We start from the raw sequence: 26,171 nt of genomic DNA on the forward strand, positions 1-26,171 counted from the left end.
GCCGAGGTTGCAGATGCGTCTTGTTCCTGTGCTGAGTGCTGCGGCACTGACTCTGGCATTGTCGGGCTGCTCGCTTCTCGGCTTCGGTGCCGATGATTCGCAGCCGCAGCCGAAGCAGACCCAGGCGAAGCCCGTTGCCGAAGTCGACAAGGTGCTCAAGGCACTCAAACCGCTGACGGGTGACAAGGAATCGGTGCCGTCGACGAAGAAGTTCTTCTCCACGATGCTCGACGCCGGCTATGAGCCCGAACAGCTGGAGGCGACGATCGACGAATCGCCGCTCGGCAATGAAGTCCCTTCGAAGATGTTCGGAGTCAAGACCGACAAGGGCTGCGTCGTCGGCGAGATCCGGAAGGGCAAAGCCACCGCCGACCTCGTCCAGCCCACCGAATCGACGGGCTCCTGCCTGTTCGGCGAAGTGGAACGGCCGAAAGGTGTCAAAGCACCGAAGGGCGAGAAGCGCGACGAAGACGGCGACTCGAACGGTGCCGGCCACCTGCCCGGCGAGGACATCAACGGCAAGGACGGGGAAACCGAGAGCCCCGTGCCGAGTGAAGACGGCTCCTCGTCGGCAAGCACCGGGGGAGCGGAAGGGACTGCGGGCTCCGAAGGCACTGACAGTTCCCAAGGAACCGATGGTTCTCAGGGCACCGACGGATCCTCCGGTGAGGGCGGGTCCGAGGAGACTTCGAGCGACGGTGGCACTTCGGGTGAAGCCCCGTCTCTCGGCGGAGGCTGAGCGCTCGTCAACGCAGGTCTGGCCGCCTCGGCGGAAGTTCGGACATCCCCGGCGGATGCCGAGCGTCAAGTGGCGCTGGGGTGCGCCGAACCGATAGCCTGAGTGCACTATGGCCGAATTCATCTACACCATGCACAAGGCGCGCAAAGCGCACGGTGACAAAGTCATCCTCGACGATGTATCGATGTCGTTCTACCCCGGAGCGAAGATCGGTATGGTCGGCCCCAACGGCGCCGGCAAATCAACCATTCTGAAGATCATGGCGGGTATCGAGCAGCCCTCCAACGGTGAAGCTCGACTCAGCCCGGGGTACTCGGTGGGCATCCTCATGCAGGAGCCGCCCCTGAATGAAGAGAAGACCGTCCTCGGCAACGTCGAAGAAGGCGTCGGCGAGATCAAGGCAAAGGTCGATCGTTTCAACGCCATCTCCGAGGAGATGGCCGATCCCGATGCGGACTTCGACGCCCTCATGGAAGAGATGGGCAAGCTGCAGGAGGCCATCGACGCCGCTGACGCTTGGGATCTCGACTCCCAGCTCGAACAGGCGATGGACGCTCTGCGGTGCCCGCCGCCGGACGCGGACGTCGCTGTACTCTCCGGCGGTGAACGTCGCCGTGTGGCACTGTGCAAGCTTCTGCTCGAGAAGCCCGATCTGCTGCTCCTCGACGAGCCGACGAACCACCTCGATGCGGAATCGGTGCTGTGGCTCGAGCAGCACCTGAAGACCTACCCGGGCGCTGTCATCGCGATCACCCACGATAGGTACTTCCTCGACCACGTGGCCGAATGGATCGCCGAAGTCGACCGTGGGCACCTCTACCCGTATGAGGGCAACTACTCGACCTACCTCGAGAAGAAGCAGGAGCGCCTTCAGGTCCAGGGTAAGAAGGACGCGAAACTCGCCAAGCGGCTGAAAGACGAACTCGAATGGGTGCGTTCGAACCCCAAGGCGAAGCAGACGAAGTCGAAGGCACGTCTGGCCCGCTACGAAGAGATGGCGGCCGAGGCGGAGAAGACGCAGAAGCTCGACTTCGAAGAGATTCAGATTCCGGCCGGCCCCCGCCTCGGTGATGTCGTCATCGAAGCGGACAAGATCGAAAAGGGCTTCGATGGGCGCAAACTCATCGACGGCCTGAGCTTCTCCCTGCCGCGCAACGGCATCGTCGGCGTCATCGGCCCCAACGGCGTCGGAAAGTCGACGCTGTTCAAGACGATCGTCGGTATGGAAGAGCTCGACGGCGGAGATCTCAAGGTCGGAGAGACCGTGAAGATCTCCTATGTCGATCAGTCCCGCGGCGGAATCGATCCGGACAAGAACCTGTGGGAGGTCGTCTCCGACGGACTCGACTTCATCCAGGTCGGCAAGGTGGAGATGCCCTCCCGTGCCTATGTCTCCGCGTTCGGATTCAAAGGCCCGGACCAGCAGAAGAAAGCCGGAGTCCTCTCCGGCGGTGAGCGCAACCGCCTCAACCTCGCTCTCACCCTCAAACAGGGTGGAAACCTGCTCCTGCTCGATGAGCCGACGAACGACCTCGATGTCGAGACCCTCGGCTCGCTGGAGAACGCTCTGCTCGAGTTCCCCGGCTGCGCAGTGGTCGTCTCGCACGATCGCTGGTTCCTCGACCGTGTGGCCACGCACATCCTCGCGTGGGAGGGCACAGAGGAGAACCCGGCGAACTGGTACTGGTTCGAAGGCAACTTCGAAGCCTATGAGAAGAACAAGGTCGAGCGACTCGGCGAAGATGCGGCCCGACCGCACCGAGTCACCCACCGTCGTCTCACCCGAGACTGAGCTCAGTTCGGTCTGAGCCGAACCGGTTCCGACTCTTCTTTCGAACACAGTGATGCCCCGGTCATAGAGACCGGGGCATCTCTGGATCCTTGCGGAACAGGTGGACGATGAACGCGCCCGCACAGAATCGGTGGGAGACGTGTACTGCGTCCGCTGGCGGACGGTCCAAGCGGGCCAGCGTGAAGCCGCGACCGAGTGAGGAGAAGAGTCAGTCCTCTGAGCGGCGGGTGAGTCCGCCGAGGTTCGCGATCCCTCTGAACAGCAGACGGACGAGAATCGTGCCGATGACTCCACATACGACTGCCAACAGCCCGCAGACCGCCAGATGCAGATCCGTGCGTCCCATGAACGCCACGAGGCTGAGCAGCCCGATGACGAGGAAAAGCGCCACGTTGACCAGTCGGCTGAGGATGGTGCCGATGATGTCCATCATCGTCGGGTCCTTACTCGTCACTGAACCTCCTTGACCCGGACCATGCCTTCCTGGGCCACAGTGGCCAGCAGGGTTCCGTCCTGAGCGAAGATGCGGCCGTAGCCGAGACCGCGCCCACCCTGTGCGGCAGGAGACTCCTGCACATAGAGCATCCAGTCGTCGACGCGCACCCGGTGGTGCCACCACATCGCATGGTCGAGGCTGGCCACCCGCAGCCCCGGGGTTCGCCACGTCAGTTCGTGATGACGAAGGACGGGTTCGAGCAGGTTGAAGTCACTGGCATAGGCCAGAGCCGCGGCATTGAGCACCGGGTCGTCTCCGAACGTCGAACTGGCTCGGAACCAGGAATGCTGTTCGGTGATCGAGGGATCGGAGACGCCCGAGGTGTGCAGGGACGGCTCGACAGGACGGACTTCGAAGGGCCGCTTCCGCAGCCAGTCGCTGACGACCGGAGAATCCTCGTCGCCGATATAGTCAAGCAGTTCCGGGCAGTCCGCGGGAGCCGGCAGACCGGTCGGCATCTGCTCGGCATGGCTGAGACCCGGCTGGTCGTCCTGGAACGAAGCGCTCAACGACAGGATCGGCGCGCCCTTCTGATATGCGTGGACGCGGCGGGCCGAGAACGAACGGCCGTCACGCAGCCGTTCGACGCCGAATTCGATGGGCTCGCTGACATCGCCGGCGCGCAGGAAATATCCGTGGAGCGAATGGATCAGGCGGTCACTGGGAAGTGTGGCAGCGGCTGCGACGACACACTGTGCGAGCACCTGCCCGCCGAAGACCCGACCGTCGGGTTTGTACTGGCTGTGCCCGATGAAGAAGTCCGTTTCGCTGGACGCCGCAGTGAACTCGAGCCGGCGCAGATCGAGGATCTCGTGCAGCCGAGCTACGTTCGCCTCCGCTTCGGAGGATGCTTCGTCGGTCATGGGCTTCTCCCTCGGATGACTGGGCCAATCGTGCGTACGAGTCACGATCCTATCGCGTGCGGCACCGTCGTGATGAAGGTGGCATGATGGGAGGCATGCACTCTGGCGCCACCAACCCCCTTCTCGACGAATTCACCCGCGTACTGTTGGAACTGAGATGGGGTGATATGGACGCCTACGGCCATGTGAACAACGTCACCCAGCTCAAACTGCTGGAAGAGGCGCGCGTCCGTGCCCTCGGCTCTCCCACCCACAGCTCCGATGCACCGACCACGCCGGGAGAGCATGGGGTGTCCGAGACGGTCAGCGGGGTCGAGATACCGACGATCTTCGCCGACGCCTCTGCCACCACCGAGCTGCTCGTGGCCTCCCACGCCATCGAATACCGTGCCCCGATTCCCTATCGGACCGGACCCATCGCCGTCGATCTCGTCATCAGCGAAGTCCGACCCGCCTCGGTGACGGTGGGCTATGTCATCTGCGAACCGGACGGTTCGCGCACCTACACGGTCGCCGAGACCGTCATCGTCTTCATCGACATCGCCAGCGGCCGGCCGCGACGCCTCAGCGAAGCCGAGACCGTCGCCATGGAATCGGTGCTCGGCACGCCCGTTCCGCTGCGGAGGGCCCGACGATGACGGATCTGCATATCAGTGACCCGCTGGCGATGCGGGATCTCTCCGCCTTCACTTCTCTGGCGCACAGGGCAGATGCTGACGGAGCGATGCGACTGCAGGTCGCCTCCGACGTCCTGGCCGCCACCGTGGCACCGCTGTTCCCGCACGGGCTCGGCGATTCGACACCGCTGGTGCTGGCCATGCGGATGCTGCGCCTGCACGACCACGAACAAGACGGATTCGACGAGGCGGTCCCGCTGTCGAATCTGCTCGACCGCTTCGCCCGAGACGAGAATGGAACCACTCTGCCGGTGCCGCCGAATTCGGTGCTCGTGTCGTGGACCGGGATCGCGCCCCCACGCGGGGGCTGGTCCGAGTACGACACGATCAGCGTCGGGCGGCTCCACGAGACTGCGGAGTCGGGGATCGCAGAGATCAGCACCGGTGCGCCCGAGGGTTCCGGGGGACACGCGGTCAAAGCTCTGCGTTCCCGCGTGTGGTCACGTCCGATGGCGGGCGAGCAGGGAACCGGGATGCCAGGAGGATTGGCCTTCGCAGCCGCTGCGCTGCGCTTCATTCCACCGCCGGGGCGCGATGACGACCGTCAGCTGCGCATCATGGAATCCGGAGGCTGGCTGCGTCTCGTCGCCCCAGGCGGTCACCTGCTCACGCGTGCCCGCGGACTGTGATCAGCGGTCTGTGGTCACCGGAGAGTGATCACCGGATGTTCGGGTTCGTATTCACCATCGCGGTCGCTGCCCGCTGGAAGTAGTCCCAGAACATCTCGTCGTACAGCGGCGGCAGGCTCACATCGTCGAGCGCCGCGCGCATGCAGCGCAGCCAGCGGTCCCGGGCATCGAAATCGATCGGATAGTCGAAATGCCGCATCCGCAGTCGCGGGTGACCTCGCTGCTCCTGGTAGGTCGACGGTCCCCCGAAATACTGCTCGAGGAACATCTGCAGACGGTGCTTCGCCCCCTCCAGCTCATGGCCGTCGGGATACATCGCAATGAGCTGAGCATCCGCATCGACATGCTGGTAGAACACGTCGACGAGGCGGGTGAACGTGTCATGCCCGCCGACGGCCTCGAAGATGGAACCGTCAGTTATCTGCGACATCGCTCGATCCTTCACTGGGGGAGTCCTCCTGCACGGTGCTGCGGATCTCCTGGTCACTGGGCAGAGGCGAGGGATTCTCGGAATCCTCGGCGACGGCCGGAGCCATCGCCTTCTCCTGAGCGGGCAGGGTACGCAGAACCGTCTCCTGCACCATACCGATCTGTCCGCCGCGCTTGGCCAGCTGGGTCATCAGTTCGGCACGGAAGGCACGCTCGACCATCCACTGCAGGTTCGGCTTGGTCTTGACCATCGTGCGGATGACCCGGTGGGAGCCCGACAGCGACTGGACACCGGCGATCTCGGGATCCTCCAACATCGCACTGGCCAGCTCGGGATCCTTCCGCAGAGTGCGCGTGATGTCCGCGGTCATCTCGCGGTACTCATCCATCGAGGTCCGGTAGTCGAGCGGGATGTCGAGCACGGCACGAGCCCAACCCTGGGACAGATTGCCCACACGCAGGATCTCGCCGTTGCGCACATGCCACAGGGTGCCGGTGAGGTCACGGATCTGGGTGCGGCGCAGGCCGACGTCCTCGACTTCGCCGACGGCTTCGCCCAGGTCGACGGTGTCACCGATTCCATACTGGTCTTCGATGACGATGAAGAATCCCGACAGGTAGTCGCGGACGAGCTCCTGAGCACCGAAGGCGATGGCAACACCGGCGATACCGGCAGAAGCGAGGATCGGGGCGATGTTGAAGCTCAGCGCATCGAGGATCATGAGGACCGCGATGACACTGACGAGGATCGTCGTCACCGACGACAGCATGCGCCCCACGGTCTTCGCCCGCTGGGCTCGACGCTGCTTGATCGTCTGCTCATCGATCCCGGTCCGCTGAGCCTCAAGCGCGGTGGCGGAGAATTTCGCTCGTCCCGCGCTTTCGGCCTTCTCGCTGCCGACCGTGCCCTTGGCCACCGCAGTGGTGAACCGGCGGATGAAGAGCCGGATGATGAGGTTGACGACGATGGCGCCGATGATGATCACGGTGATCTTCAGCGGAGCGCCGAGGAGGAACGTTGCCCAATCGAAGTCACTTGCGTTCTGAACAGTGGAGTCTATTGCATCGGTTGTCATGATCTTTCGAGACTAACTGTGAAGGTTCAATGATCCCTTGGAAGCGCTGGACACACGCTGAACCTGCAGCGCCCGATTCGCATCGGCTAAGTTCTCCCGCATCAGCCGCACCAGGCCCTTCGGCGCTGAGGGATGCTCGTCGAGCCACTGTGACGTGGCGTCGACTGTGGCAGAACTCACCGGTGGGTACAGCCGCAGAGTCATCGTCTGCGCCATCTCCAGGGTGCGCGTCTCCCACCAGCCTGCCACCCGTGCGAAGTATTCGTCGGCGAAGGACCGCAGCGGCGCCTCGGCGGCGATGGAATCCCCGGAGTTCGTCTGCAGCCCGGTGCCGAAGCCGAGAGCGAGCGCCCCGAGTTCCGAGTTCGGCAGATCTGCATCGTCGACCATCCTTGTGAAGGCCTGCGATTTCGACGCCGAGTTGGGGCGGCTGGCCCGTGCGGTCGCGGCGTGGCGGACGCCGGTGGCGCTGGGGTCTCTGCGGCTCATCTCCCCGACGGTCGAATCGTCGACGGCGTCGTTCGAACACAGACCGATGATGATCTCCCACGTGAGATCGGTGTCCAGGGCGACCCCATAGACGCGTTCGGTCTCCGGTCGCAGCCAGGACTTCAGACGCTCCAGCTGCATAGGTGTGGTCGCGTGACGGATGAATCCGCGCACGAACTGGAAGGCCTGGTCCGATCCTTCCTCGGTCGCCTCGAGGACCTCGAGGAAACGGTCAGCCACCTCGGCGTGCATCCTCTCGCGCTCCTGCGGCGGCAGGTAGGAGCCGACCGCGGTATCGAGCTGGCGCATCTGCGTGAGCAGTCCGGAGGAATGGGTGATGGCGCCCAGATGGGTGAGCACAGTGTTGATGTAGTCGTGGACGGGCCGTTCTCCGTCACGGACTTCATCCCACAGCGTTGCCAGCACGAGGAGCTGGGTGAGCGAATCGTCGAAGTCACCCAGTCTGTTCGCCGCAGTGTCCATGCTGCGGGCGTCGAAGCGGACCTTCGCATAGCTGAGATCGGCGTCGTTGACGACGATGACATCGGGCAGGGCCAGGCCTCGAGCCTCGTCCACCTCTGCGGATTCTCCGTCGATGTCGAGGGGGAAGGAATGAGTGCGTTGCAGACGTCCCTGCCCATTGTCCGAATAGAAGCCGACGGCCAGCCGGTGCGGACGCAGCGACGGGGTCGGCTGACCCGGAATCGACCAGGGCTGCTGAGTCACGCGCAGGCTCGAGATCGTCTGCTCGTCCGTTCCCGATGCCTTGGCCGTGCCATCACCGGCTTCAGTGGTGACGACGGCCTCGAGGAGGTTGACTCCGGATTCCTCCAGCCACAGCTTCGACCAGCTCTCCAGATCCCTGCCCGAGGTGGCCTCGAGCTCCGTGAGCAGATCGGAGAGCTCGGTGTTCGACCACGCGTGCTTGTCGAAGTAGCTCTTGAGGCCGGAGAAGAACTCCTCGCGACCGACCCAGGCCACGAGCTGTTTGAGCACGGAAGCGCCCTTGGCGTAGGTGATTCCGTCGAAGTTGACTTCGACATCGGCAAGGTCCTCGATCGGGGCGACGATCGGGTGCGTGCTCGGCAGCTGATCCTGTCGGTAGGCCCAGGACTTCTCGATCGTGGCGAAGGTCGTCCACGCATCGGCGAATTCGGTGGCCTCGGCCGTCGCCAGCGTCGACATGAACTCGGCGAAGGACTCGTTGAGCCACAGATCGTTCCACCAGCGCATGGTGACGAGGTCGCCGAACCACATATGGGCGAGCTCGTGGAGGATCGTGACGGTCCGGCGCTCAACAAGAGCCTCGGTTGGACGTGACCGGAACACATAGTTCTCGAGGATCGTCACGGCGCCGGCATTCTCCATCGCTCCGGCATTGAACTCGGGCACGAAGAGCTGATCGTACTTCTCGAACGGGTAGGAGACACCGAATTCGCGTTCGAAGAACTCGAAACCGGCCTTCGTGATCCGGAACAGCTTCGTCGCATCGAGGTGCTCGAGCAGAGACGCGCGGCAGTAGAGGCCCAGAGGAACAATCGAACCGTCGGAGGAAGTCAGCTGCGAATGCACGGACTCATACGGGCCGGCGATGATCGCGGTGATATACGACGAAATCGGCGTGGTCGGGGCGAACTGCCACACCGCCATGCCCTCCTGCGGTTCCTCTCCGAGCTCGGCGAAGGTCTCCTTCGCGTCGCTCGGAGTCGGAGTGGGGGAGTTCGAGACGACGGTCCACTTCTCCGGCGCGACGACGGTGAAGGAGTACGGAGACTTGATATCGGGCTGCTCGAACACGGGGAAGACACGGCGGGCGTCAGGGACCTCGAACTGAGAGTAGAGGTATACCTCGTCATCGATCGGGTCGACGAATCGGTGCAGACCTTCTCCGGTGTTCATATAGGCGAAATGGGCATCGACGATGAGTTCGTTCTCAGCGGCGAGGCCGGGAAGGGTGATGCGGGCCGGTGCGACCACCTCGGCGAGGTCGAGGTCGGTGCCGTTGAGTCGGACGCGCTCGACACTCGCGGTGATGGCGTCGATGAATGTCGTCGAATCCGCTGCCGCGGTGAACCGGATACGTGAACGGACGCGGAAACTCTCACCGACTCCTGTGAGGATCAGAGTGTGCTCGTAGCTCGTGACGTCCACGATGGCTGAACGTTCGCGTGCTTCGTCGCGTGTGAGATTGTGTTGCGGCACAGTGAGGTGACCTTCGCTTCGGGAACCGGGTGTACTCGGTCATTCTTTCATGGACAGGCTCCGCTGCGGCGGTGTCGGTGCGACGGATCGCGATTCGGCCACCGTCACCGAGGATGGCCGGTCTTGATAGATTGAGCACTGACACGATGGGTGCCCGGCACGGGACCCGCGAGCGTTTGACGGAGGAGAGACAGTGAGCAAGGAAACACTCGATCTGTGGTTCGACACGGCCTGCCCGTGGGCATGGATGACCTCACGCTGGGGACTCGAAGTGGCGAAGGTCCGCGACGTCGAGGTGAAGTTCCACCCGATGAGCCTGAACTTCCTCAATCGGGACAAAGACATTCCCGAGGACTACCGGGCACTGATGAACCGGGCCTTGGCCCCGATGCGCATCGTCACCGCCGCGATCGCCGAGCACGGTGAGGAGATTGCCGAACCTCTCTACACCGCGATCGGCACAAGGATCCACCCGGGCGGAGAGAAGGACTTCGAGAAGGCAGTGTCCGAGGCTCTGGCCGAACTTCAGCTGCCCGCCGACCTCATGAAGTACGGCGAGACCGATGACTACGACGCGCAGCTCCAGGCCTCCCACGACGAGGCTCTGAGCTTGGTCGGCGACGATGTCGGCACACCGATCTGCCGTGTCGCCGGAACCGCGTTCTTCGGTCCTGTCGTCACCCCCGCTCCGAAGGGAGAGGACGCCGGACGCCTCTTCGACGGAGTCCTCGCGGTCGCCTCGACGCCGGGATTCTTCGAACTCAAGCGCACACGTGACCAGGGCCCGAACTTCGACTGAGACTCAACGGTCCGCACAATCAGCGGACTCGATCGATCAACAGATCCCACCGAAAGGCAGACATATGAAGGTTCACCTCGGCACCGACCACGCCGGATTCGAATTCAAGGAGGTGCTCAAGGCGCACCTCGAGTCGGCCGGGCACGACGTCGTCGACCACGGCGCCCTTGAATATGACGCGCTCGATGACTACCCGGCCTTCTGCATCGCCGCGGCACAGGCTGTCGTCGACGATCAAGCCGCCGGTCAAGAAGCACTCGGAGTCGTGATCGGCGGATCGGGCAACGGCGAGCAGATGGCCGCGAACCTCGTCAAGGGTGCACGCACCGCTCTGGCTTGGAACCCGGAGATCTCGAAGTTGGCCCGTCAGCACAACAACGCGCAGATCGTCGCCGTCGGTGCCCGCCAGCACCCGGAAGCCGAAGCGATCGCGATCGTCGATGCATTCTTGGCCGAGCCGTTCTCCGGCGATGAGCGCCACGAACGCCGCATCGACATCATGGCGAAGTATGAGGAGCAGGGCCGGCAGGCTCTGTAAGAGGGAGAACACTGTGAAGATCCACGGCGCTGTGCTGCGCGAGATGCAGCGGCCTCGGCCATTTGCTCAGTCGCAGCCGATGTCGGTTGAGACCCTCGAACTCGATGAGCCGGGTCCCGGTGAGGTGCTCATTCGGATGACGGCGGCCGGGGTCTGCCACTCGGATCTCTCTGTCGTCGACGGCAACCGTCCCCGCCCGCTGCCGATGCTGCTCGGGCACGAAGGCGCGGGAGTCGTTGAGAAGCTCGGCGACGGCGTCGATGATCTCGAGATCGGCCAACAGGTCGTCACAGTGTTCCTGCCTCGCTGCGGGGAGTGCGCGAACTGCCGCACCGACGGAAAACTTCCGTGCACGCCCGGCAGTGCGACGAACGGAGCCGGGACCCTGCCGTTCGACGGACACAAGGTGCGTCTCCACGACGACACCGGCGCCGAGGTGCTCCACCACCTCGGCGCGTCCGTGTTCGCCACTCACGCAGTGGTCAACCGGGCATCCGTGGTTCCCGTCGACGACGATGTTCCCGCCTCCATCGCTGCGGTGCTCGGCTGCGCCGTGCTCACCGGCGGGGGAGCGGTGCTCAACGCGGGACGGCCGGGACCGGATGACGAGGTGATGATCGTCGGCCTCGGCGGAGTCGGAATGGCCGCGCTCATCACGGCTCTGTCGATCGAGACCGCCGGAGTCATCGGCGTCGACGCGAACCCCGACAAGCTGGTGCGGGCGAAGGAACTCGGCGCCGTCGAGGTCTACACCCCCGAGCAGCTTGGCCAGAGGACAGCGCCGATCGTCATCGAATGCGTCGGGCATGCTCGGGCCTTCGAGACCGCGTTCACGGCCACAGCCGTCGGCGGAACGACTGTGACGGTGGGGTTGCCCGCCCCGGATGCGCAGTCTCACATCACCCCGGTGACCCTGACAGCCGAGGCCCGGACCGTGATCGGCTCCTATCTGGGGTCGGCAGTGCCGAGTCGGGATATCCCCGTCTATGCCCAGCTGTGGAGAGAAGGCAAGCTGCCCGTCGAGGAGCTCATCTCCGACACGATCAAGCTGAACGACCTCAACGAGGCCTTCGACGCGCTCTCCGACGGGACGGTCGTCAGGCAGGTCATCGACTTCGAGGCGTGAGCCTCACCTGAGATGTCTCCTTTGGTACTACCTGACGGCGGCTGAGCAACCTAGCGCCAGGTATCTGGGCCGCCCTCAGGTAGTAATTGGGGGCCAGCGTATTTCGGCATGACGAAGCCGCCCGGACCGATCGGTCCGGGCGGCTGGAGTCTGTCGGGATGACAGGATTTGAACCTGCGACCCTCTGTTCCCAAAACAGATGCGCTACCAAGCTGCGCCACATCCCGCGACGGCTCCTATCTAACCACAGGCGGGTCGCGACGTGCACCTTGTGAATCGCGCAAACCCGTCAATGCGATGCACCTCACATTGAGATCGCAGGGGTGACACAGGTCACCGAATGTCGATTTGGCGCTCGAAGAAGTTCTCGACTATAGTCGAACTCGCAACACGGGGATGTAGCTCAATGGTAGAGCCTCAGTCTTCCAAACTGATGGTGCGGGTTCGATTCCCGTCATCCCCTCCACAAGCCGGTCTGACCTGATGGTCAGGCCGGTTTCTTCATTCCCGGACGGGTAAGATCCTCAGATGACCACAGTCGATCAGCCGCCGCAGAGCACGCCCTTGCGCGATGAGCGGGACACTGCGTCGGCGATCGCCCGGCCCAGCCGGCGAGCGATGCTCACCGGAGCGGTCGCCGGGATCGGTGCGATCGGTCTCGGTTCGGCGATCACCGCAGCCCTCGCCGAGGCGGCCCAACCGGATCCCGTCCGCTCGGTCACCGCCGCCTACACCGGATCAGGCCGGCGTGAGGCCCTCGACGCCGTCGCCGCGCGACGCCTGCCCGCACAGTCACGAGTCATGCCGGATCTGTCCGATCCGGGCCCGGCCCGGAGGCAGCGGGAATTCCTTGACAGATGCGAATCGTGGCTGGGAACGCTGCCTGCCCATCGCCGCGACCTCGCTGTCTCCGCCCTGCTCGACCTATGGGTCCTCAGCGACGAGCTGCCCGCGCCGGTCGCCGGATGGGCCGATGCCTGGCGCTATGTCTGGCCGCGGGACACGGCCTTCTCTGCAGTGGCTCTGGCGCGGGTCGGGTTGTCGGAACTGTCATGGAGCCATCTGCGCTGCCTGCAGTCCGTGCAAGCGGTCGACGGGTCGTTTGCCGCCCGCGTCGACCCGTCGACCGGACTGCCTCCGGACGATCGCGAGTCGCAGTTCGACTCCCTCGGTCTCGTCCTGTGGGCGATCTCCGAAGTGCATTCGGTCTCCAGGGCGACGGCCGCTCAGTTCGACCTCGGCGAGTTCGATGACCTTCTGCGACGGACCACCCGGCGTCTCTTCGACCTCACCGACCGCGGTCTTAGCCTGCCTCCGGTCGGCCCGGACTATTGGGAGGTCGGAGAATCCCAGGTCACCCTCGGCTTGGCCGGACCGACTCTGGTCGGGATGAACTCACTCACCGCACTGACGAAGGCGGATCCGGAACTGTGGGGCCGCCTCGGCGAGGATGCGGCAGCCGTTCTGCTCGCAGCGGATGATTTTCGAGCGACCTTCACTCGAACCTTCGGAGCCAATGGGATGCAGCGGTACCCCACCTCGGGCGGATCGGATTCGGCCATCGCCTACCTGCCTGCGGCCGGGCTCGTGTCGAATCGGTCAGATGGGATCTACGCGCTCGAACCCGAGGTTCTCGCCGGCGTCTGGGACCACCTCGAACAGCCGGCCGGAGGGATCAAGCCCGGACACGGCTGGATCATCGACCGCTCCAGCTGGACGCCGTCGACGTCGCTCATGGCGCTCGGCTTCGCGCGCCTCGGGCTCAGCGACCGAGCCGAATCGATCCTCGACTGGCTGGCAGAGCACCGCACGAGCGCAGGGTCCCTGCCGGAGAAGATCAGCGGGGACGGCGATCCGGTCTCCGTGGCGCCGCTGTCGTGGACTGCGGCCAACGTCATCATCACCCTCGACGAACTCTATGGGCACCGAGGTGGAACGAGCTCGTGAAATCACCCCGGTTTCGCGTATCGGGCGGGGTTTCGCGTAACATAGGGGATTGCGTCTTGCGGACGTGCGCGAACTATTCGTGGACTTTCGCTCCCTCTAAGGTCACGAGATGACCGATCAGGCTGTGAGATGACCGTTTGCGGTCACGAACCCGGATGATCAGGTCGGAGATGACCGAAAATGCATGACTGTCGAATTTGAAAGGTCACACTGTGAAGAGCTCCGTCGAGCAACTCGACCCCACCCGGGTCAAGATCAGCGTGGAAGTCCCATACGCCGAACTCAAACCGAGCGTCGACGAGGCATACAAGACCATCGGGGCCCAGGTCACCGTCCCCGGGTTCCGTAAGGGCAAGGTCCCCGCGCGCATCATCGATCAGCGCATCGGCCGTCCTGCTGTGATCCAGGAAGCCATCAACAACGGTCTTGACGACTTCTACCGCAACGCGGTCGAAGAGCACGACCTCAAGCCGATGGGCCAGCCCGAGGTCGAGATCTCCGAGGTTCCCGGACTCGACGGAACCGAAGACGGCGAACTCGGCTTCACCGTCGAGGTCGACGTGCGCCCCGAGGTCACGCTGCCTGCCTACGACACGATCAACATCGAGGTCGACCCCATCGAGGTCACCGACGCCGATGTGGACGAAGAGCTCGAGCAGCTGCGTACCCGCTTCGGAACCCTCGTCGCCGTTGAGCGCCCCGCGGCCAAGGACGACTTCGTCACCCTCGACCTCGTCGCCACCATCGGTGACGAAGAGATCGACACCGCCTCCGACATCTCCTACCAGGTCGGTGCCGGAACGATGCTCGAAGGCATGGACGAAGCGCTCGACGGCCTCTCCGCGGGAGAGACCACGACCTTCGAGACCACCTTCGCAGGCGGCGAGCACGCCGGCGAGCAGGGCACCGTGAAGATCACCCTGGGTGCTGTGAAGGAACGCGAACTTCCCGAGGCCGACGACGACTTCGCTCAGCTGGCCAGCGAGTTCGACACGATCGACGAACTGCGGGAGGACCTGCGCGTCCAGGCCGGCAAGGCCAAGGAGACCGAGCAGGGCGTCCAGGCACGGGACAAGGTCCTCGAGCATCTCATCGAGACCCTCGACGTCCCGGTCCCGGCCAAGATCGTCACCGACGAGGTCGAGCGTCACCTCGAGTCCGAGAACCGTTCGGACGACGACGAGCACCGCAAGGAGGTCACCGAGGAGACCGAGCGCAACCTGCGCACGCAGTTCATCCTCGATGCGGTCTCCGAAGCCGAGAACGTCGAGGTCAGCCAGCCCGAACTCATCGAGTACCTGATCTCCGCTTCGCAGCAGTACGGAATGAACCCCAACGAGTTTGCCCAGATGCTCGACAGCTCCGGCCAGGTCAACGCCCTCGTCGGCGAGGTCTCGCGCCGCAAGGCTCTGGCCGCCGTCCTCGCCGGTGCCACGGTCAAGGACACCGCCGGAAACGTCGTCGACATGGAGGCCTTCACCTCCGCCGGGGACGACGCCGAGGAAGCCGGCGCCGAGGATGCCGACGCGACTGCGCAGAGCGCGGAAGCCGCGGACGAAGCACCTGCAGAGGCCGCCGAAGAGAACTGAGGACGAGCCGCCTCGGCGGTGGAATCCTGATGAGACGGTGGGTACGGATCACGATCCGCACCCACCGTCTTCGCATCTGCGCAGGTCCGATCACGCTGAGGGCGAACACGGGCCTCGCCGCGGACTAAAACCCGGGGGAGAGCGGTTAGAGTCCATAACAAGCCATCCACAGAACACAGGAGTGAAACGTGAGCGCATACGACATGACAGCTCCCGTCGGCCTCGACGCCGGTGGGGGAATGGGTCTGGACGACCACATCTTCAATCGTCTTCTCAAAGAGCGCATCATCTGGCTCGGTTCGGAAGTGCGTGACGACAACGCCAACGCCATTTGCGCGCAGATGATGCTGCTGGCCGCCGAAGATCCCGAAGCGGACATCTCGCTCTACATCAACTCGCCCGGCGGCTCCGTCACCGCCGGAATGGCCATCTACGACACGATGCAGTACATCAAGCCCGATGTCTCCACCGTGGCCATGGGCATGGCCGCCTCGATGGGACAGTTCCTGCTCTCCTCGGGCACCCCGGGCAAGCGCTACGCGACCCCGCACGCCCGCATCCTCATGCACCAGCCGCTGGGCGGCATCGGCGGCACGGCCACCGACATCAAGATCCAGGCCGAACTGATCCTGCACATGAAGAAGCAGATGGCCGAACTGACTGCTCAGCAGACCGGGAAGTCGCTCGAGCAGATCCTCCAGGACAACGACCGCGACCACTGGTTCACCGCCGAAGAGGCGCTCGAATACGGATTCATCGACAAGATGGTCACCCGCGCGTCCGACGTCGAGAACAACTGAGCAGGAGTGAGGGAAGAATGAATTCAATGAACTTTATGCCGGGTTCGACGGCGTCGAACATGCCGCAGTCGCGTTATGTCATGCCGCAGTTCGAAGAGCGCACACCCTATGGCTTCAAGCGCCAGGATCCCTACACGAAGCTCTTCGACGACCGCGTCGTATTCCTCGGCGCACAGGTCGATGACACCTCCGCCGACGATGTCATGGCTCAGCTGCTCGTCCTCGAATCGCAGGATCCTGACCGCGACATCACTCTGTACATCAACTCGCCGGGTGGGTCGTTCACGGCGATGACGGCCATCTACGACACGATGCAGTACATCAAGCCGGAGATCCAGACCGTCTGCCTCGGTCAGGCCGCCTCCGCAGCCGCCGTGCTGCTGGCCGCCGGCACTCCCGGCAAGCGTCTGGCCCTGCCGAACGCGCGAGTGCTCATCCACCAGCCCGCGATGCAGGGGCAGGGACAGGGTCAGGCCTCTGACCTCGAGATCCAGGCCGCTGAAGTGCTGCGGATGCGCGAATGGCTCGAGGGAACTCTGGCAAAGCACTCGAACAAGGAGGCCGCACAGGTCTCGAACGACATCGAACGCGACCTCTTCCTCACGGCCGAGCAGGCCAAGGACTACGGTCTCGTCGACCAGGTGCTCTCTTCGCGCAAGAACGCGAGCTGATCACCTGTCGGAGGACAGGGAAACACTGAGAACGGGTTCGTGCGATTGTGATCGGACGGACCCGTTCTCGGTTCCTTCCGCCGACACACCGAGTCGTGGCTGGGGGCTCGTGTCAGCCACGTATGGGAAGCTATTGAGGTACAGGAAACACGAGCGGTAGAGTTGGGGCCAAGCGTCCTGGCGAAAGGTTGTGACAGTGGCTCGCAGTGCGGACGGAGCAGACCTGCTCAAATGCAACTTCTGTGGGAAGTCTCAGAAGCAGGTTCGGAAACTCATCGCCGGACCTGGTGTTTACATCTGCGATGAATGCATCGGATTGTGCAATGAGATCATCGAAGAGGAGCTCAGCGAATCCAGTCCGGAGCAGGCCGAACTCGAGTTGCCCAAACCTCGTGAGATCTTCGACTTCCTCCAGGAGTACGTCGTCGGTCAGGAACCGGCTAAGAAGGCACTGTCGGTAGCCGTCTACAACCACTACAAGCGCATCCGATCGCTGCAGTCCGGTGACGAGAAGACCCTTGGCTCCAGCGAGTCCGAGGTTGAGATCGCGAAGTCGAATATTCTGCTCGTCGGTCCCACCGGCTCGGGAAAGACCTACCTCGCCCAGTCGCTGGCCAAACGTCTCAATGTCCCATTCGCGGTCGCCGATGCCACCGCGCTGACCGAAGCCGGCTACGTCGGCGAAGACGTCGAGAACATCCTGCTCAAACTCATTCAGGCCGCGGATTTCGATATCCAGCGTGCCGAGCACGGAATCATCTATATCGACGAGATCGATAAGATCGCTCGCAAGTCGGAGAACCCGTCGATCACCCGTGACGTGTCCGGTGAGGGCGTGCAGCAGGCACTGCTGAAGATCCTCGAAGGCACCCAGGCGTCGGTGCCGCCGCAGGGCGGGCGCAAACACCCGCACCAGGACTTCCTGCAGATCGACACGACCAATGTGCTCTTCATCGTCGCCGGCGCTTTCGCCGGGATGGAGGAGATCGTCGCCGGCCGCAAGGGCAAGCACGGAATCGGCTTCGGCGCCCTGCTGCAGTCGAAGAACGACGAAGAGGACCTCTACGCGGACATCCTTCCCGAAGATCTGCTCAAGTTCGGCCTCATCCCGGAGTTCATCGGCCGCCTGCCGGTGCTGGCCACCGTGTCCAACCTCGACCGGGCAGCGCTGATGTCGATCCTCACGGAACCGAAGAACGCCCTGGTCAAGCAGTACCAGCGGATGTTCGAGTTCGACAATGTCTCCCTGACATTCGAGACCGAGGCACTTGAGGCCATCGCCGATCTCGCTCTGCTGCGCGGCACGGGCGCTCGAGGCCTGCGCTCGATCATGGAAGAGGTCCTGCAGCCGGTCATGTTCGATGTGCCTTCGCGCGAAGACATCGCCGAGGTGGTCGTGACCAAGGACGTCGTCGAATCCAATGTCGCCCCGACCCTCGTGCCGAAGTCACGGAACAGGACGAATAAGAAGTCTGCCTGAGTCTCTTTTCGCATGAGACTCCTGGCCGACACACGCCCACTGCGCTACGCGTCGTTCCGACGACTGTGGGTGGCCAATATCGTCACCGTCATCGGTGCGCAGATGACTGTTGTGGCGATCCCCGCACAGATCTTCCATATCACCGGGTCGTCCGGGTATGTCGGGCTCGCCGGTGCGTTCGGGCTGGTTCCGCTCATCGTCTTCGGACTGTGGGGCGGATCGTTGGCCGATGTCATCGATCGACGCAGACTGCTCGTGATCTCGACGATCGGTCTGATCGTCACGAGCGCTCTACTTGCCCTCATCGCGGTGCTCAGCATCGACAATGCCTGGCTGCTGCTGTCGGTGTTTTCGATGCAGCAGGCATTCTTCGCACTCAACCAACCGGCGAGGGGAGCTCTGCTGCCCTCGATCATCCCGCTCGGCCTGCTGCCCGCGGCGAACTCGCTGAACATGACCGTGATGACATTGGGCGCCGTCGTCGGCCCTGTCGTCGGCGGAGCGCTGATCCCTCTGTTCGGGTACCAGTTGCTCTACGTCATCGACGCCGTGTTCCTGTTCGCTACGCTCTACGCAGTGATCCGACTGCCGTCGCTGCCGCCGCAGAAACAGCCCGATACACGGTCTGGGTTCAAAGGCATCGTCGACGGGTTCCGGTATCTGCGGACGAACACCGTCGTCATGGTCTCTCTGCTGGTGGACATCATTGCGATGGTCTTCGGAATGCCGCGGGCACTGTTCCCGCAGATTGCCGCGGAGACCTTCGACGGTCCGCCTGAGGGCGGCATCGTCTTCTCGCTGCTCTTCGCCGCGCTGGCCGGCGGAAGTGCATTGGCCGGGATCTTCTCCGGGTGGGTCTCACGCGTGGAGCGCCAGGGACTGGCCGTCATCGTCGCCATCGTCGTCTGGGGTGCGGCAATGACGGTGTTCGGACTGTCCCTTGAGCTGGCGGCTGGGTTCTGGCTGACCGCACTCGTTGTCGCATTGGCTGCGATGGCGGTCGGCGGAGGAGCCGATATCGTCTCCGGCGCTTTTCGGCAGACGATGCTCCAGGAAGCCGCAACCGATGCGATGCGCGGTCGGATGCAGGGAGTGTTCATCGTCGTCGTCGCCGGCGGACCTCGTATCGCGGACGTCCTCCACGGCTCCGTTGCTGCAGTCACAGACACCACGGTCGCCTCGGCGGGTGGCGGCATCGCCGTCATCGTTCTCGTGCTCGCCTGTGCGGTGGCCTTTCCGACCTTCCGGAAATACCGGGTCGAACGCGGCGGGCACGAGCACACTGTCCCCACTGCCTGATCCATCGAGCAGACCTGACGTTCGACCGTGCTCCTGCTACGAGTCGTCCCCGAATCAGCGCGAGTCGTCGTCCCGGAGGGCCTGCTCCATTCCGGCCAGTATTCCCGGTCACCCCGATCCCATGCCCTTGAACGCCTGACGCCCCAGCGGAGAGTCGACGTCGAGCCCCGAATGAGCCAAGCGGACTCGGTTTCTCCGACATGTCAGGATAGCCCGACTCTTCTGCGCTTTCGGGTATTGTCGCGCAGCTTGCCGCGTACCACTCACACCGGATTGCAAGAGCCATGACGCTCCAGTACTTTCGCATCTCTCAGTGCTGCTCTCGCTCTACCGCGTTGGTGTCTTAACGCCCCGGTGCTGGCGCATCCCTCACCCGTCCTGTCGAAACACCGTTGTGCACCAAGGCGTTGAGTCACGACGGGTGAGGGGCGCCCGATGCGAGAACATGGGGAGATGCGCGGGGGAGACGACGACACCCCCGACTCGCTGCCGAAGCTGCAGGTCGGGGGTGCGTCAGCGTGGTGATGCTGCGGACGGCCGCCAGGTGCGTCAGCTGGTGGTGGCCGAGTAGACGGCGTTCTCTGCGGGCTGGACGACGACGAAGCCGGGGCCGTGGAATGCCAGCTGCACGGACTCACCGGAGCCGCGACCGAAGAATGTGCCGACGCTGACGTCGGTCTTGATCTGCGGGGCCAGCGCCGAGGACCAGCAGACGGCGGCCTGCGGGTCGACGAAGGTCGGTTGCTGCGAGCAGTCGAGGACCATGGGCTCACCCTTGCAGCAGATGGCGGCAGTGCCCTGGCCGGCAAGTTCGAGGTTGAATAGTCCCGAACCGCTGACCATCGCACCGACACCGCCCTTGATGCGTTTGATCTCCCAGCTGAGCGCGTCGTCGAAGGCGAGCAGATTCGCGGTGTTGACGGTCAGTGCGTCCTGCGGACCTTCGAGCGCCATCATGAAGATGTTCGAGGCCTCCCTGGCGAAGAACACCTCTCCGTGTCCCTCGACGCGCATGACGTTTCCGCCCTCGCCGGTGGCTGCCTTCTTCATGAACTGGCCGACCGACTTCGACCCCTGGTGGGTGAAGCGGACATCGCCCTGATAGGCGACCATCGCGCCCTTGGTAGCGATCATCGGCGCGTTCGGCGTGACCACCGAACGCAGCATCTTGTTCGACTGGAGCGTCCACCGCTCTTGATTCTGGACCTCGGCGTTGCGCTTGGAAAAGAGTTCGCTTCTCACGGTTCTGGGGACCTTTCGTTCAGGGAGGACTTCGGTGTTTCTTCAGTGGTCGATAACCATAGTACGGCGGAGAGAACGCAGACCCCGGTCATTTCGTGTATCCGTTCCGGAACATGAACAGAGCCCCACGGCATCCACTGCTCCGACGCTGCGGAGGAACGAATGTCGCGGGGCTCTGCGGGACCAGTTCGGGTCTCAGCTCAGCCGGTGGGGCCGGAAGCTGCTTCTTCTGACAGTCAGGGCCGGCTGGTGTTCGGCTCAGTCCTGGTCGACGAAGTCGATCGAGGCAATGGTGATCTCATCGCCGGCTTCCTCGGTGCTCAGGGACTTGATACGGCCCGCCGCCGTGAGGTCGCCTTCTGCCGCCGTGATCGCGGAGACGACGGTGGCCGGCGCCTGAATGGTCACGGAAGCGACCTCGGTCTTCTGCGACACCTTGGCCTCGGTCTTCGTGCGGCGGATCTCGGTCAGTGCGGCTGCCACCGAGGCTAGCAGCTCGGGATCGACGGACGATTCCGGATGGCTCAGCACCTCATCTGCCGGCCACGGCGCACGGTGGACCGAACCGGTGCGCCACCAGGACCAGACCTCTTCGGTGACGAACGGAGTGAACGGAGCGAACAGACGCAGCAGGACATCCAGAGCAGTGGCCAAGGTGACGTGCGCCGACAGCTGATCGTCAGATCCCGATGAGCCGTAGGAACGGTCCTTGACGAGCTCGACATAGTCATCGGTGAACTCCCAGAAGAAGCTCTCGGTCACACGCAGTGCATGAGCATAGTCGTAAGCGGCCATATGCTTCCCGGCCTGCTCGACGACCTCGGCAAGCTTTGCCAGCAGGGCCCGATCGAGATCGTGGGTGACGGCGCCGAGCTGACCGATGAGACCGGCATGCACACCCTGTGCCAGAGCGAACTTCGAGGCGTTGAGCAGCTTCATCGCCAGCCGGCGGCCGATCTGCATCTGTGCGACGTCATAAGCGGTGTCCGCACCGAGTTTCGCGCTGGCCGCCCAGTAGCGGACCGCGTCAGGACCGAATCCCGGCTTCGCCTCGCCGAGGATGTCCGACGGAACCACGACATTGCCCTTGGACTTCGACATCTTCTTCCGGTCCGGATCGAGGATCCACCCCGACAGGCCGGCGTGCTTCCACGGTGCCGCATCGTTGAGCGAGTTCGCCCGGACCACGGTGGAGAACAGCCAAGTGCGGATGATGTCGTGTCCCTGCGGACGCAGGTCGAAGGGGAAGACCTTGTCGAAGAACTCCTCGTCACGCGACCAGCCGCCGAGCAGCTGCGGCGTCAGCGACGACGTCGCCCAGGTGTCGAGGACATCCGGGTCTGCGGTGAACCCGCCGGGCACATCACGCTGGTCGTCGGTGAAGCCGGCGGGAGCCTCGGCGATGGGGTCGCACGGAAGCGACTCGGGCACGATCGGATCATCATAATCGGGCTGACCATCAGCGTCGAGGCGGTACCACAGCGGAATCGGGACACCGAAGAACCGCTGCCGGGAGACCAGCCAGTCGCCGTTGAGGTTCTCCACCCAGTTCTCGTAGCGGGAGCGCATGTACGCCGGATGCCACTCGATCTCGCGACCGCGGGCGATGAGCGCATCCCGCAGCTCGGCCGACCGCCCGCCGTTGCGGATGTACCACTGACGGCTGGTGACGACCTCGAGCGGTTTGTCGCCCTTTTCGTAGAACGGGACCGGATGCGTGATCGGCTCGATCTCACCGATGAGGTCACCGGAGTCGATGAGCATCTGCGCAATGTCCTTGCGCGCAGAGAACGTCGTCTTTCCTGCCAGCGCCTCATAGTTGGCCACAGCATCGGACTTCGGCGAGTTCGCGATCCACTCGGGCACCTCGAGGTTGAGGCGGCCGCCTCGGTTGATCACCGCGCGGGTCGGCAGATCGAGTTCACGCCACCACGTGACGTCGGTGAGGTCGCCGAAGGTGCAGACCATGGCGATGCCGGTGCCCTTATCGGACTTCGCAAGCTCATGGGCGCGGATCTCGACGCTGACACCGAAGAGCGGCGAAACGACATTCGTGCCGAACAGGGAGGCGTAGCGTTCGTCATCGGGATGGGCGACGAGCGCCACGACCGAAGGAATGAGCTCCGGACGCGAGGTGAGGATGATGATCGGTTCCGCCGAGGTGTCGGCCAGGCCATCAGCGCCCTCGGGGAAGAACTTCACCTTGTGGTACGCGCCTTCGCGCTCACGATCCTCGAGTTCGGCCTGAGCCACAGCAGTGCCGAAGGTGACGTCCCACATGGTCGGTGCGTCCTGCGAATAGGCATGCCCGTTCTTCAGATCGGTGAGGAAGGCCCTCTGGCTCACCGCACGCGAATCGTCATCGATCGTGCGGTATGTGTACTTCCAATCAACGGACAGTCCGGTGGAGCGGAAGAGGTCTTCGAACACCTTCTCGTCCTCGGCGGAGAGCTTCTCGCACAGTTCGATGAAGTTCTGGCGAGAGACCTTGACGAAGTCGCGCGAATTCTTCGGTGCCTTCTCCGGCGGCTGGAAGTCCGGGTCGTAGGACTGGCCGGGATCGCAGGTGACTCCGTAGTAGTTCTGCACGCGACGTTCGGTCGGCAGGCCGTTGTCGTCCCAGCCGAGGGGATAGAACACGTTCTTGCCGGTCATCCGCTGATAGCGGGCGATGATGTCGGTCTGGGTGTAGGAGAACACGTGTCCGACATGCAGCGACCCCGAGGCGGTCGGCGGGGGAGTGTCGATCGAGTAGACCTGCTCGCGATCGGTGTCGACGTCGAAGGCGTAGACATTCTGCTCGCTCCACGCGGCGTCCCATTTGTCCCGCAGCCCCTCGAGGGCCGGCTTGTCAGGAAGGTTCACTGACTCGTGCGTCGAGTCCGAAAAGGCAGGTGTGTTCATAATTGCTGATTTTCTCACCCGGTTCGCGATCGGCCAAACCGGTTCGCGCCAGTGGCCGCGCGAAGCCCGACCGGAGCTCGAGTGCAGCACTCGCGCCCCGGCCGCCCCAGTCCGACGGCGTGGGACGGCTCACACCCTGAAGGCGCAGTGAGTCGCCTGCGCCGCGGGCAATGACATCATGGACACATGGCGCCCTTGGACCGAATTCCGACAGAGAATCCGCCGCCCACGTCGACCGCGTGGATGAATCCGGCACGTGCGATCGCGATCATCGCCGTCGTAGCCATCCATTCCCTGGGCACCGTCGTCGAAGAGAACTTCGCGAGTATGGGACCCGACTGGTGGCTGGCCAACACCATCGACTCCGCCTGCCGGTGGTCGGTGCCCGTGTTCATCATGATCTCCGGGGCTCTGGCCCTCGACCCCGACCGGGGCAGCAAACCGCGCAGGTTCCTGTCCAAACGTGTCTGGCGAATCGGCATCCCCCTCGTGTTCTGGACAGTCGTGTACGTTCTGTTCCGCCGCTACTACCTGCAGCCCGACGATGACACCTGGAACCCGGGCATCGCGATCCTCACCGGATCGCCCTTCGTCCAGCTCTACTTCCTCTACGTCCTTGCCGGTCTGACCCTGCTCACCCCGTTCTTCCGCCTGCTGAGCGTCCATGGCTCCCGCCGTCTGCAGTGGGGGACCGGTCTGATCTTCCTCGGCATCGGCATGACCGACCAGTGGGTGTCGATGGTCTTCGACGTCGGCGAAGCCAATATCGCCACCAGGTTCCTGCCGATGGCCGGTTTCTACATCCTCGGCTGGGTGCTGCGCGATATCGTGCTCTCGGTCAGAGGTGCAGTCCTGGCGTGGGTCAGCCTCATCATCGCGGTCGCCGGAACCGCGGTCTGGGCAGGTCTGGGTCCCGGTGAGAAGCCGTGGATGTTCCCGTATGAATACCTCGCCCCCGGAGTCGTCCTCGCCTCCATGGCCGCCTACCCCCTCCTGCATTTCCATCTGCGCGAAGGCTTCGGACTGCTGCACCGGTTCTACCCGTATTCCTTCGGTGTGTTCCTCCTCCATCCGCTCCTGCTCTACCCTGTCCGAAATGCCATGGGCCTGCCTGACACCGTGCCAGGCGTCCTCCTCCACGCCGTGATCATGCCGATCGCCTATGCGATCATCTGCGCCGCAGTCACCTGGGTGGCAGTGAAGATCCCCGGCTTCCGTGCCGTCTTCGGCGAAGGCGGGCCCCGCAACCCGCACACCCGACCGAGCGTGAAGAAACTCCGACCGGGCGCGAAGGGTGCCCCACCTGCCGCGTCGACGACCCCGGAAGAAACGACGCCACCCGAGCCGGCCGGGAGAGGCCCTTTCGAGACCGATCTCGGCTCAGAAGACACCGCACGCGGCCGAGAGCCGACTCCGTAGACTGAGATGCGAACAGGAAACCCCGCTTCCGGAATCCAGACTCAAACCCGCCGACAGACCCGACAGAGGAGAACACAGATGGAAAAGCTCAGAGCAGTAGTCACAGGAGCCAGTTCCGGAATCGGTGCGGCCACGGTCCGACAGCTGCGCGAGCAGGGCTGGGACGTCGTCGCCGTGGCTCGCCGTGAGGACAAGCTCAAGGCCCTCGCCGAGGAGACCGGAGCCGACTACATCGTCGCCGACCTCACCGATGACGCCGCCGTGGTGTCCATGGCCGAACAGGTGCTCGCCGGCGGAGCCGTCCATTCCCTCGTGGCCAATGCCGGCGCCGCATTCGGAACCGACACCGTCGCCGAAGCATCGGTCGACGGGTGGCGGGACATGTTCGACATCAACGTCCTCGGCGTCCTGCGCGTCGTCAAAGCACTGCTGCCGGCTCTCAGCGATTCCGGCCGCGGAGACATCGTCGTCATGTCCTCAACCGCCGGCCATCAGGCCTATGAAGGCGGCGGTGGCTACGTCGCTGCGAAGCACGGCACCCACTCGATGGCAGCGACCCTGCGCCTCGAGCTCGCCGGCGAACCCGTGCGCGTCATCGAGATCGCACCAGGAATGGTCGCCACCGACGAGTTCACCGTCAAACGCGTCGGCGGTGATGAGACGAAGGCCGCGAAGGTCTACGAAGGCGTCGAGAACCCGCTGACCGCGGACGACGTCGCCGACGCCGTCGTCTACACCCTCACCCGGCCCCACCACTTCAACGTCGATCTCATGGTCATCCGACCGATCGCCCAGGCCGCTCAGCATAAGGTCGCACGCAACCGGGGGCTGTGAGCACCCACGGCTCCAGCCCGGGGCCGCCTCGGCAAGGGAGATCCCCGCGCCGCCGAGTGGTCTCGGGCGGAGTCGACGGTATACGATTGTCTTGCGTCGATCCGGCTATCACCGGGGAGCATCCGGAAGAA

The 26,171-nt window shown here is 63.9% G+C and carries 22 protein-coding genes and 2 tRNA genes; 16 read left to right on the forward strand and 8 right to left on the reverse strand.

The window, feature by feature from the left end:
* Window positions 1-13 precede the first annotated feature (13 nt).
* Both ACVZTU_RS08290 and ettA read left to right on the forward strand, forming a co-directional pair.
* Window positions 14-739, forward strand: coding sequence for a DUF6993 domain-containing protein (locus tag ACVZTU_RS08290; protein ID WP_139466998.1), 726 nt, complete (start codon window positions 14-16; stop codon window positions 737-739).
* A 109-nt stretch (window positions 740-848) separates the two neighbouring features.
* The gene (ettA, locus tag ACVZTU_RS08295) at window positions 849-2,531 is read left to right on the forward strand and encodes an energy-dependent translational throttle protein EttA (RefSeq protein ID WP_139466999.1); all 1,683 of its coding nucleotides are present in this window, start codon (window positions 849-851) and stop codon (window positions 2,529-2,531) included.
* 208 nt (window positions 2,532-2,739) lie between these two features.
* Here ettA and ACVZTU_RS08300 read toward each other — a convergent pair whose 3' ends face one another.
* Together ACVZTU_RS08300 and ACVZTU_RS08305 are read right to left on the reverse strand one after the other, a co-directional pair.
* The gene (locus ACVZTU_RS08300; protein WP_258041945.1) at window positions 2,740-2,985 is read right to left on the reverse strand and encodes a hypothetical protein; all 246 of its coding nucleotides are present in this window, start codon (window positions 2,983-2,985) and stop codon (window positions 2,740-2,742) included.
* The gene (locus tag ACVZTU_RS08305) at window positions 2,982-3,890 is read right to left on the reverse strand and encodes an acyl-CoA thioesterase (RefSeq protein WP_139467000.1); all 909 of its coding nucleotides are present in this window, start codon (window positions 3,888-3,890) and stop codon (window positions 2,982-2,984) included. The genes ACVZTU_RS08300 and ACVZTU_RS08305 overlap by 4 nt, the downstream gene beginning before the upstream one ends.
* 95 nt (window positions 3,891-3,985) lie before the next feature.
* On the opposite strand from ACVZTU_RS08305, the gene ACVZTU_RS08310 reads away from it, so the two are divergent.
* Entirely contained in the window at window positions 3,986-4,528 is a 543-nt protein-coding gene (locus tag ACVZTU_RS08310) for an acyl-CoA thioesterase (RefSeq protein ID WP_139467001.1), read from the forward strand.
* Window positions 4,525-5,196: a DUF8185 domain-containing protein gene (locus tag ACVZTU_RS08315; RefSeq protein ID WP_139907946.1), complete on the forward strand. Its 672-nt coding sequence runs from the start codon at window positions 4,525-4,527 to the stop codon at window positions 5,194-5,196. Before ACVZTU_RS08310 ends, ACVZTU_RS08315 begins: the two co-directional genes overlap by 4 nt.
* Before the next feature lie 28 nt (window positions 5,197-5,224).
* Here ACVZTU_RS08315 and ACVZTU_RS08320 read toward each other — a convergent pair whose 3' ends face one another.
* From ACVZTU_RS08320 to pepN, 3 genes are read right to left on the reverse strand one after another with little or no spacing between them, the layout of a single operon-like run.
* Window positions 5,225-5,626 carry a globin gene (locus tag ACVZTU_RS08320; protein WP_181270454.1) on the reverse strand — a complete coding sequence of 134 codons (402 nt, stop codon included), beginning with the start codon at window positions 5,624-5,626 and terminating at the stop codon, window positions 5,225-5,227.
* Complete coding sequence (locus ACVZTU_RS08325) at window positions 5,610-6,701, reverse strand: mechanosensitive ion channel family protein (RefSeq protein ID WP_139467004.1); 1,092 nt, start codon at window positions 6,699-6,701, stop codon at window positions 5,610-5,612. The genes ACVZTU_RS08320 and ACVZTU_RS08325 overlap by 17 nt, the downstream gene beginning before the upstream one ends.
* 12 nt (window positions 6,702-6,713) lie before the next feature.
* Complete coding sequence (pepN, locus tag ACVZTU_RS08330; protein WP_139907948.1) at window positions 6,714-9,392, reverse strand: aminopeptidase N; 2,679 nt, start codon at window positions 9,390-9,392, stop codon at window positions 6,714-6,716.
* Window positions 9,393-9,585: 193 nt separating this feature from the next.
* On the opposite strand from pepN, the gene ACVZTU_RS08335 reads away from it, so the two are divergent.
* From ACVZTU_RS08335 to ACVZTU_RS08345, 3 genes are all read left to right on the forward strand, one after another.
* Entirely contained in the window at window positions 9,586-10,191 is a 606-nt protein-coding gene (locus tag ACVZTU_RS08335) for a mycothiol-dependent nitroreductase Rv2466c family protein (RefSeq protein ID WP_139467006.1), read from the forward strand.
* Window positions 10,192-10,255: 64 nt separating this feature from the next.
* Window positions 10,256-10,729 (forward strand): ribose-5-phosphate isomerase, encoded by a 474-nt coding sequence (locus ACVZTU_RS08340; protein WP_139467007.1) that lies wholly within the window; start codon window positions 10,256-10,258, stop codon window positions 10,727-10,729.
* A gap of 13 nt (window positions 10,730-10,742) precedes the next feature.
* Window positions 10,743-11,855: an alcohol dehydrogenase catalytic domain-containing protein gene (locus ACVZTU_RS08345; RefSeq protein WP_139467008.1), complete on the forward strand. Its 1,113-nt coding sequence runs from the start codon at window positions 10,743-10,745 to the stop codon at window positions 11,853-11,855.
* A 153-nt stretch (window positions 11,856-12,008) separates the two neighbouring features.
* On the opposite strand, the gene ACVZTU_RS08350 is transcribed toward ACVZTU_RS08345, so the two are convergent.
* Window positions 12,009-12,082, reverse strand: a tRNA-Pro gene (locus ACVZTU_RS08350).
* Window positions 12,083-12,247: 165 nt separating this feature from the next.
* Here ACVZTU_RS08350 and ACVZTU_RS08355 point away from each other — a divergent pair.
* The 7 genes from ACVZTU_RS08355 to ACVZTU_RS08385 all read left to right on the forward strand — a co-directional run bounded on the left by ACVZTU_RS08355 (window position 12,248) and on the right by ACVZTU_RS08385 (window position 19,641).
* Window positions 12,248-12,321 (forward strand) — tRNA-Gly (locus tag ACVZTU_RS08355).
* A gap of 62 nt (window positions 12,322-12,383) precedes the next feature.
* Window positions 12,384-13,802 carry a glycoside hydrolase family 15 protein gene (locus ACVZTU_RS08360; protein ID WP_248283833.1) on the forward strand — a complete coding sequence of 473 codons (1,419 nt, stop codon included), beginning with the start codon at window positions 12,384-12,386 and terminating at the stop codon, window positions 13,800-13,802.
* Between the two features lie 212 nt (window positions 13,803-14,014).
* Window positions 14,015-15,391: a trigger factor gene (gene tig, locus ACVZTU_RS08365; protein ID WP_139467009.1), complete on the forward strand. Its 1,377-nt coding sequence runs from the start codon at window positions 14,015-14,017 to the stop codon at window positions 15,389-15,391.
* Window positions 15,392-15,594: 203 nt separating this feature from the next.
* Window positions 15,595-16,191, forward strand: coding sequence for an ATP-dependent Clp protease proteolytic subunit (locus ACVZTU_RS08370; RefSeq protein ID WP_101545567.1), 597 nt, complete (start codon window positions 15,595-15,597; stop codon window positions 16,189-16,191).
* A 26-nt stretch (window positions 16,192-16,217) separates the two neighbouring features.
* On the forward strand, window positions 16,218-16,862 hold the full coding sequence (locus tag ACVZTU_RS08375; protein ID WP_139467010.1) for an ATP-dependent Clp protease proteolytic subunit: 645 nt from the start codon (window positions 16,218-16,220) through the stop codon (window positions 16,860-16,862).
* A 196-nt stretch (window positions 16,863-17,058) separates the two neighbouring features.
* A complete protein-coding gene (clpX, locus tag ACVZTU_RS08380; RefSeq protein WP_139467011.1) occupies window positions 17,059-18,342 on the forward strand; it encodes an ATP-dependent Clp protease ATP-binding subunit ClpX in 1,284 nt (427 codons plus the stop codon).
* A 12-nt stretch (window positions 18,343-18,354) separates the two neighbouring features.
* Complete coding sequence (locus ACVZTU_RS08385; RefSeq protein WP_139467012.1) at window positions 18,355-19,641, forward strand: MFS transporter; 1,287 nt, start codon at window positions 18,355-18,357, stop codon at window positions 19,639-19,641.
* 549 nt (window positions 19,642-20,190) lie between these two features.
* On the opposite strand, the gene ACVZTU_RS08390 is transcribed toward ACVZTU_RS08385, so the two are convergent.
* Together ACVZTU_RS08390 and valS are read right to left on the reverse strand one after the other, a co-directional pair.
* Window positions 20,191-20,883 (reverse strand): AIM24 family protein, encoded by a 693-nt coding sequence (locus ACVZTU_RS08390; protein WP_139467014.1) that lies wholly within the window; start codon window positions 20,881-20,883, stop codon window positions 20,191-20,193.
* 258 nt (window positions 20,884-21,141) lie between these two features.
* A complete protein-coding gene (gene valS, locus ACVZTU_RS08395; RefSeq protein ID WP_482401706.1) occupies window positions 21,142-23,787 on the reverse strand; it encodes a valine--tRNA ligase in 2,646 nt (881 codons plus the stop codon).
* A 186-nt stretch (window positions 23,788-23,973) separates the two neighbouring features.
* Here valS and ACVZTU_RS08400 point away from each other — a divergent pair, with 186 nt between their 5' ends.
* Together ACVZTU_RS08400 and ACVZTU_RS08405 are read left to right on the forward strand one after the other, a co-directional pair.
* Window positions 23,974-25,206, forward strand: coding sequence for an acyltransferase (locus ACVZTU_RS08400; protein ID WP_482401707.1), 1,233 nt, complete (start codon window positions 23,974-23,976; stop codon window positions 25,204-25,206).
* Window positions 25,207-25,284: 78 nt separating this feature from the next.
* Window positions 25,285-26,040, forward strand: a complete 756-nt coding sequence (locus ACVZTU_RS08405) for an SDR family oxidoreductase (protein ID WP_482401708.1) — start codon at window positions 25,285-25,287, stop codon at window positions 26,038-26,040.
* Window positions 26,041-26,171: the final 131 nt, after the last annotated feature.

This window comes from Brevibacterium sp. OS20 (assembly GCF_056837565.1).

What these genes read in the sequence shown, in the direction of transcription:
- ACVZTU_RS08370 (WP_101545567.1), top strand. Translation starts at nt 15,595, where the DNA reads ATGACAGCTCCCGTCGGCCTCGACGCCGGTGGGGGAATGGGTCTGGAC.
- ACVZTU_RS08320 (WP_181270454.1), bottom strand. Translation starts at nt 5,626, where the DNA reads ATGTCGCAGATAACTGACGGTTCCATCTTCGAGGCCGTCGGCGGGCAT.
- ACVZTU_RS08405 (WP_482401708.1), top strand. Translation starts at nt 25,285, where the DNA reads ATGGAAAAGCTCAGAGCAGTAGTCACAGGAGCCAGTTCCGGAATCGGT.
- ACVZTU_RS08305 (WP_139467000.1), bottom strand. Translation starts at nt 3,890, where the DNA reads ATGACCGACGAAGCATCCTCCGAAGCGGAGGCGAACGTAGCTCGGCTG.
- valS (WP_482401706.1), bottom strand. Translation starts at nt 23,787, where the DNA reads ATGAACACACCTGCCTTTTCGGACTCGACGCACGAGTCAGTGAACCTT.
- ettA (WP_139466999.1), top strand. Translation starts at nt 849, where the DNA reads ATGGCCGAATTCATCTACACCATGCACAAGGCGCGCAAAGCGCACGGT.
- ACVZTU_RS08360 (WP_248283833.1), top strand. Translation starts at nt 12,384, where the DNA reads ATGACCACAGTCGATCAGCCGCCGCAGAGCACGCCCTTGCGCGATGAG.
- ACVZTU_RS08315 (WP_139907946.1), top strand. Translation starts at nt 4,525, where the DNA reads ATGACGGATCTGCATATCAGTGACCCGCTGGCGATGCGGGATCTCTCC.
- ACVZTU_RS08340 (WP_139467007.1), top strand. Translation starts at nt 10,256, where the DNA reads ATGAAGGTTCACCTCGGCACCGACCACGCCGGATTCGAATTCAAGGAG.
- ACVZTU_RS08310 (WP_139467001.1), top strand. Translation starts at nt 3,986, where the DNA reads ATGCACTCTGGCGCCACCAACCCCCTTCTCGACGAATTCACCCGCGTA.
- ACVZTU_RS08375 (WP_139467010.1), top strand. Translation starts at nt 16,218, where the DNA reads ATGAACTTTATGCCGGGTTCGACGGCGTCGAACATGCCGCAGTCGCGT.
- ACVZTU_RS08385 (WP_139467012.1), top strand. Translation starts at nt 18,355, where the DNA reads ATGAGACTCCTGGCCGACACACGCCCACTGCGCTACGCGTCGTTCCGA.
- ACVZTU_RS08400 (WP_482401707.1), top strand. Translation starts at nt 23,974, where the DNA reads ATGGCGCCCTTGGACCGAATTCCGACAGAGAATCCGCCGCCCACGTCG.
- ACVZTU_RS08325 (WP_139467004.1), bottom strand. Translation starts at nt 6,701, where the DNA reads ATGACAACCGATGCAATAGACTCCACTGTTCAGAACGCAAGTGACTTC.
- ACVZTU_RS08290 (WP_139466998.1), top strand. Translation starts at nt 14, where the DNA reads ATGCGTCTTGTTCCTGTGCTGAGTGCTGCGGCACTGACTCTGGCATTG.